Source organism: Mesorhizobium sp. M7A.F.Ca.US.006.04.2.1 (assembly GCF_004022915.1).
Classification (GTDB): Bacteria; Pseudomonadota; Alphaproteobacteria; order Rhizobiales; family Rhizobiaceae; genus Mesorhizobium; species Mesorhizobium ciceri.
On record NZ_RZQA01000387.1, the window covers coordinates 1 to 5,830 of the forward strand.

General features: G+C 61.4%; 6 protein-coding genes and 2 pseudogenes. 7 read left to right on the forward strand and 1 reads right to left on the reverse strand.

The window, feature by feature from the left end; genetic code table 11:
* Positions 1-717 (forward strand): annotated as a pseudogene (locus EN925_RS20215) (NAD-dependent epimerase/dehydratase family protein); the annotation flags it as partial.
* 93 nt (positions 718-810) lie between these two features.
* A complete protein-coding gene (locus EN925_RS20220) occupies positions 811-996 on the forward strand; it encodes a hypothetical protein (protein ID WP_013533200.1) in 186 nt (61 codons plus the stop codon).
* Between the two features lie 9 nt (positions 997-1,005).
* Here EN925_RS20220 and EN925_RS20225 read toward each other — a convergent pair whose 3' ends face one another.
* Positions 1,006-2,346, reverse strand: coding sequence for a hypothetical protein (locus EN925_RS20225; protein WP_245487250.1), 1,341 nt, complete (start codon positions 2,344-2,346; stop codon positions 1,006-1,008).
* Positions 2,347-2,370: 24 nt separating this feature from the next.
* On the opposite strand from EN925_RS20225, the gene EN925_RS40810 reads away from it, so the two are divergent.
* From EN925_RS40810 to EN925_RS40815, 5 genes and pseudogenes are all read left to right on the forward strand, one after another.
* Positions 2,371-3,021, forward strand: coding sequence for a hypothetical protein (locus EN925_RS40810; RefSeq protein ID WP_245460882.1), 651 nt, complete (start codon positions 2,371-2,373; stop codon positions 3,019-3,021).
* Complete coding sequence (locus EN925_RS20230) at positions 2,904-4,007, forward strand: myo-inositol-1-phosphate synthase (RefSeq protein WP_013533202.1); 1,104 nt, start codon at positions 2,904-2,906, stop codon at positions 4,005-4,007. Before EN925_RS40810 ends, EN925_RS20230 begins: the two co-directional genes overlap by 118 nt.
* The gene (locus EN925_RS20235; RefSeq protein WP_013533203.1) at positions 4,004-4,600 is read left to right on the forward strand and encodes a histidine phosphatase family protein; all 597 of its coding nucleotides are present in this window, start codon (positions 4,004-4,006) and stop codon (positions 4,598-4,600) included. Before EN925_RS20230 ends, EN925_RS20235 begins: the two co-directional genes overlap by 4 nt.
* A gap of 14 nt (positions 4,601-4,614) precedes the next feature.
* Entirely contained in the window at positions 4,615-5,715 is a 1,101-nt protein-coding gene (locus EN925_RS20240; RefSeq protein WP_127368127.1) for a glycosyltransferase, read from the forward strand.
* Positions 5,715-5,830: pseudogene (locus EN925_RS40815) on the forward strand (nucleotidyltransferase family protein); the annotation flags it as partial. The gene EN925_RS20240 and the pseudogene EN925_RS40815, both read left to right, overlap by 1 nt.

The window sequence follows — 5,830 nt, forward strand, 5'->3', positions numbered from 1 at the left end:
ACCCTATCCACACCACGCGAACCTGCGTGATTGGAACGCTCAACCTGCTTGAACTCGCTGTCCGATATGACGCGCGGCTGCTACAGGCCTCGACGAGCGAAGTGTATGGCGATCCGGAACAGCATCCCCAGAGGGAGGATTATGTCGGCCACGTGAACTGCACCGGTCCGCGCGCCTGCTACGACGAGGGCAAACGCACCGCCGAAACGCTTTGCTTCGACTATCTGAGAGCCGGCAAAGCCGACGTGCGCGTCGCGCGCATCTTCAACACCTACGGTCCGAGAATGGATCCGGCGGACGGCCGCATCGTCTCGAACCTGATCATGCAGGCGCTCGAGAAACGTCCCCTGACGATCTTCGGCGACGGCTTGCAGACGCGATCCTTCTGCTATGTCTCCGATCAGATCGATGGATCTGGGCAATCCCGGAGAATTCACCATCGTGCGACTGGCTGCGTTGGTGAAGGCGATGACGGGTACCAAATCGGATCTGAGATTTCTACCGCTGCCGCAAGACGATCCTCGGCGCAGGCAGCCCGATATTTCGCGTGCAAAAGCGCTGCTCGGCTGGACGCCGAAGGTGCCCCTCAACGAAGGGCTCAAGCTGACGATCGATTATTTCGCAGCTCTCGAAGGCAGCCGCATCGGCGATCAGATGACGGGCTTTGCCAAAAGAGCGAGGCCCGCACCCGGAGGGCTGCAGAACCTTCCGGCGTGATGCGAGATGGCGCCGAACCTTTCCCGAGATCGTGCGGAACATCCGCCCAGGCTTGTGGTTTGGCAGGAGGACCCGATACGGAGGATCACCCTCATGCAACCCAAGCGCCCCTCGAGGGATATCGACCAGATGGCCGAACGCGAGACCGCTGCCTATCTGCGGCGCGCCTCGATTACCTATCTCGAGTGCTGCGTCAGCCTGATGATGACGCATCTGCAGCGCGAGGAAGTGGCCACTATTCTCGAGCAGGAAGCAGACATGCTGCGAAGGCTGGACTGATCGGAACGATCATATCCGGCATTCGTCCAGGAACCGTATCAGCGGCATCCTATATCGGTCTGCCATCTCGGCCAGCCTTGTTTTTTCCCCGCCGTTTTCGGATTGCGCAGCCGTGCTCCAGAGCCCGAGTTGGAATGCCAAATAGCATGGTTCGAAAAAGCCGATGTGGTCACGGTCGATGGGAAGTTCCATTCCTTCGACCAAGGTCCTCACATCGCTGTCGGACAGTCCATACTCGACGCGGGCGCCGGCAATGTCCCACTCAATCGGTTGGCAGCCGATCAAATCATGTGCCCGGCAGTGGTCAACAGCATCTGTCTTGAGCACCGTGCCATCTGCACGAACGAGAAACTCCCACGGTTGAAGCTTTCCGTCGATTTCAACGCGCTGCAGCACATGCGCGGAGGTCGGTTTCGAGAGCCAACCGCGCAACGTCGCTGCGCGTTTCTCGTCCAAGGCTTCCGACGCATTGGAAACAGCCATCTCCGCGAGAGCAAGCAATGATGCACCCGGTTCGCAAGTTCGAAGATTGAGCGCACGCCAGGTCAGGTAGTTTGTGAGCTCCGCGATCAGTCTTTCCCTGGGCAGCGGCGCCTGATCCATCGTGCTGCCGTCAATCCACCGTTCAACCAGAAAGCCATGGCAAAGCGCGACAACTTGCGATCCGAAGCCGGCTTCATGCAACATCGCCGCGGCTCGTTTCTTGCGCAGTCCGGTTTCGCCGAGGCCGGCGAATTTGACGAGCCAGCGGTCACGCCCGGCGGACGCCAGGAATTTACGCCGCTCGGTACCGCGTGGGCTCGGCGGCCAGCGTCCTTCGTCGGCATAGTGGGCGGCCCGCCACTCGCCACCAGATAGTTCGGTCAGGTTTAATTCCGGCCCGCCGACCGCCTCGGCCACCCAATCGCGCAGCGTGGGAATTTTCGAGTTTTCGGAGAAGGTGCATTCAAACGCCGTCGCCACATGTTTCGGACAGCGCGACCACGTTTCCCGAGCCTCCGGCGACGCTTCGCTGCCCGGGCCGCCTGAATGGCTGGGAAACAGGTGAATGCGGTCCGTATCGACATCCAGTTCACGCAGCCAAACGACAACGGCATGCATCGAACTGCCGGACAGGCCGGGACCCTCGTCGACAACGGCGAAACGCGCCGATGGATTGTTCTTCCAAGCGGTGATCGACCGCGGATCGGCGTTGATGTGCCTGTGGAAAGGATGGCCGATCGGACGAACGCTGAATGGCGCAGGCGCGCCAATCGAGGCCGCCACCATAGCTGCGAGCCCAAGGCCAATGCTGCGGACACCGATAACGCATGTGTTCGCATCGAGCCCCGACTTCTGCGCCGCGTCCAAATAGCTTTCGGGATAAAGCGCATAATGCGCATAACCCTCAGCGGAGCCGGTCAGAACCTCGGCCTGACAGTCGAGCCCGGCCAGCAGCTTGAGAAGTCCCGGATCGATGCCACCGCCAACGTTGAAACCGCTTCGCCACGACTTCGCTACCTCGGCGGCAAGCCCGACCAGCAGCCTGGCGCCTTGCTGTTGCCGTGGCGAAAAAATGTCGATGCCGCAGGTTTCGAAATCGACGTCGGCAAGCGCCTGAACCAGCTCCGACACGCTGATGAACAGTCCGACCAATGCAGCATGGCGTCGGATGCCATGAGACATCCGATCAAGTCTTACGGCCATTTCGCCTGCTGCTTCGCGAAGCTGTTGTGCGTCCTGCGTCCGCTTGTGGTCGCCGTAGACGATCATCGATCGGTTTCCAATGCTTGCCGTGCGGGAACGCATCGTATGCGGCTTCGATCCATGCTGTCTCGCGCAATTTTTCGATGGGCGGAGGAACATTCCGGCAAGCTGATGGTTCGGCGCCAGGAACTTACCTTTGAACAACATAGGGTGGCGGTTTCGTGGGATCGAAAAAGGTTCGTGTTGGTATCGTTGGGGTCGGCAATTGCGCATCCTCCCTGGTGCAGGGCCTCTCGTTCTATCGTCACGCTAAAAGCAACGAACCAATCCCTGGGCTGATGCATGCCGACCTCGGCGGTTACCATGTCGACGACATCGAGATTGTCTGCGCATTCGATGTCGCCAAGAGCAAGGTTGGCCTCGACGTCGCGGAAGCGATCTACGCCGCCCCCAACAACACGTTCCGCTTTGCCGACGCCATGACAACCGGCGTTCGCGTCGAGCGCGGACCGACGCTGGACGGGATCGGCAAATATTTGCGCGACGAGATTGAAGAAGCTCCCGAGCCGGTTGCCAATGTCACCGAGATCCTGCGTGACAGCAGCGCTGACGTGCTGGTTTCCTACCTGCCGGTGGGTTCCGAGGAGGCGACCTGCTTCTATGCCGAATGCGCACTCGAGGCCGGCTGCGCCTTCGTCAATTGCATACCGGTCTTTATCGCCTCACGTCCGGAATGGCGACGGCGCTTTGAGCAGCGCGGGCTGCCGCTGGTCGGCGACGACATCAAGAGCCAGGTCGGCGCGACCATCGTGCATCGGTTGCTAGCCAATCTCTTCCGTGAACGCGGCGTACGCATCGACCGCACCTATCAACTGAATTTCGGCGGCAACACCGATTTTCTCAACATGCTGGAACGCGAGCGGCTGGAATCGAAGAAAATCTCCAAGACACAGTCCGTGGCCAGCCAGTTCGATGTTCCCCTGGAGCCGGGCAACATCCATGTCGGCCCGAGCGACCATGTGCCTTGGCTCACCGATCGCAAGTGGGCCTATATAAGGGTCGAAGGCACGACCTTCGGCGGCGTGCCGCTCAATGCCGAGCTCAAGCTGGAGGTCTGGGATTCGCCCAACTCGGCCGGCGTGGTGATCGATGCGGTACGCTGCGCCAAGCTGGCGCTCGATCGCGGCATAGCTGGCGCGCTGACCGGTCCCTGCAGCTATTTTATGAAGTCGCCTCCGGAACAGTTCACCGACGCCGAAGCGCGGCAGCGCACGCTCGCTTTTATCGCAGGCAAGGACGAGCCTTTGCTCGATGCCGCAGAATGACGACGACCTTCTTTCTGATCCGCCATGCGGCACACGAAAATGTCGGCTCCTATCTGGCAGGCCGTATGGACGGCGTTTGCCTCGGCGATGCCGGTAAGGCGCAGGCAACGCAGCTTGGCTGCCGCATGGCCCGGGAGCCCATCGTCGCGATCTTGTGCAGCCCGCGCGAGCGTACCCGAGAGACGGCGCTGCCAGTTGCGCTCGCCTGCGGTGTCGGAGAAATCGCGATCTGCGCCGAACTTGACGAGATCGACTTCGGCGACTGGTCGGGAAAGACTTTCGATGAACTGAATGGCGACGCCAGCTGGCGAGCCTGGAATGATCAGCGGCAAGTGGCAAGGACACCGAGTGGCGAGACCATGCACGATGTCCAGCAGCGCGTCGTCGCGGTGATGAATGCTGTCCACGAGCAGCATCCGAATCAGTGTGTCGCCCTGGTCAGCCACGCCGATGTGATCAAGGCCGCCGTCTGCAAGGTCCTTGGCTTGCCGGCCGGCGACTGCTTTCGCTTCGACATCGATCCCGCTTCGATCACGACGATCGTGTCGGGGGACTGGGGGGCGAAGCTGATCCGATTGAACGAAGTTGCCTGACGAGGATTTGCCGGATGCAGATGGTCATTTTCGGTCTTACCGTCACGTCTTCATGGGGCAACGGCCATGCCACCTTATGGAGGGGACTGATCCGAGCCCTCGCCCGGCGCGGCTGGTCCGTTACCTTCTTCGAACGCGACACGCCCTACTATGCCGGAGCGCGCGATCTTGATCGCCTGGACGGCGGCAACGTCGTGCTCTACCCGGACTGGGAGGACATCCGCCGGGTCGCGGAGCAAACAGTCAAGCAATCGGATGTCGTTATCGTCACCTCTTATTGTCCCGACGCCGTGGACGCCTCGCGGCTGGCGCAGCAGGCAGGCCGCGGACTGCGTGTGTTCTACGATCTGGACACTCCGGTCACGCTTGCCCGCATCGAACAAGGTGAGCGTCCACCCTATTTCGGCCCTGAGGGTCTTGCCGATTTCGACCTCGTCCTGAGTTACACCGGCGGCTCGGCGGTCGACGCGCTGAAGACGGTTCTGGGTGCGCGCCATGTGCTGCCGCTCTATGGGCACGTCGATCCCGACCAACACCGGCCGGCAGAGAAGCGGGCCGAATTCGCCGGTGATCTGTCCTATCTCGGGACCTACGCGGCGGATCGCCAGGCCGGCGTCGAAAAGCTTCTGGTCCGCACCGCCGCGCGTCTACCGGATCAACGCTTCATCATCGGCGGCGCACAGTATCCGCAGGAATTCCCGTGGGGCGACAACATCTTCTTCGTCAGGCATCTGCCACCGGCCGATCATCCGGCGTTTTTCTCATCCTCCCGACTGACGCTGAATGTCACCCGCGAGGCGATGGTGCAAAAAGGCTGGTGTCCTTCGGGCCGGTTGTTCGAAGCGGCGGCATGCGGGGTGCCGATCATAACCGACACCTGGCCTGGCCTGAGCAGCTTCTTCGAACCCGGCAGCGAGATCCTGCTGGCCCACGACACCGATGACGTGGTCGCGGCGCTCGCCTTGCCGGCAGATGAACTCGATGCCATCAAAACCCGTGCGCGCGAACGGGTTCTGGACGAACACACTTCTGCCCGGCGCGCGGCGGAGCTGGACCACATTCTAAACGACGCCTTTCAAAGATCTCCCCGCGAACCGATGATGGAAGCAGTCTGATGTTGGGCATTGTGCCCGCTGCCGGGCGCGGCAGCCGCATTCAACCGCTCGGCTTCTCGAAAGAGCTGCTGCCGGTAGGCAGTCGGATCGATGGACAGACGGAGCGTCCCTGCGC

What these genes read in the sequence shown, in the direction of transcription:
- EN925_RS20220 (WP_013533200.1), top strand. Translation starts at nt 811, where the DNA reads ATGCAACCCAAGCGCCCCTCGAGGGATATCGACCAGATGGCCGAACGC.
- EN925_RS40810 (WP_245460882.1), top strand. Translation starts at nt 2,371, where the DNA reads ATGCGCATAACCCTCAGCGGAGCCGGTCAGAACCTCGGCCTGACAGTC.
- EN925_RS20235 (WP_013533203.1), top strand. Translation starts at nt 4,004, where the DNA reads ATGACGACGACCTTCTTTCTGATCCGCCATGCGGCACACGAAAATGTC.
- EN925_RS20240 (WP_127368127.1), top strand. Translation starts at nt 4,615, where the DNA reads ATGCAGATGGTCATTTTCGGTCTTACCGTCACGTCTTCATGGGGCAAC.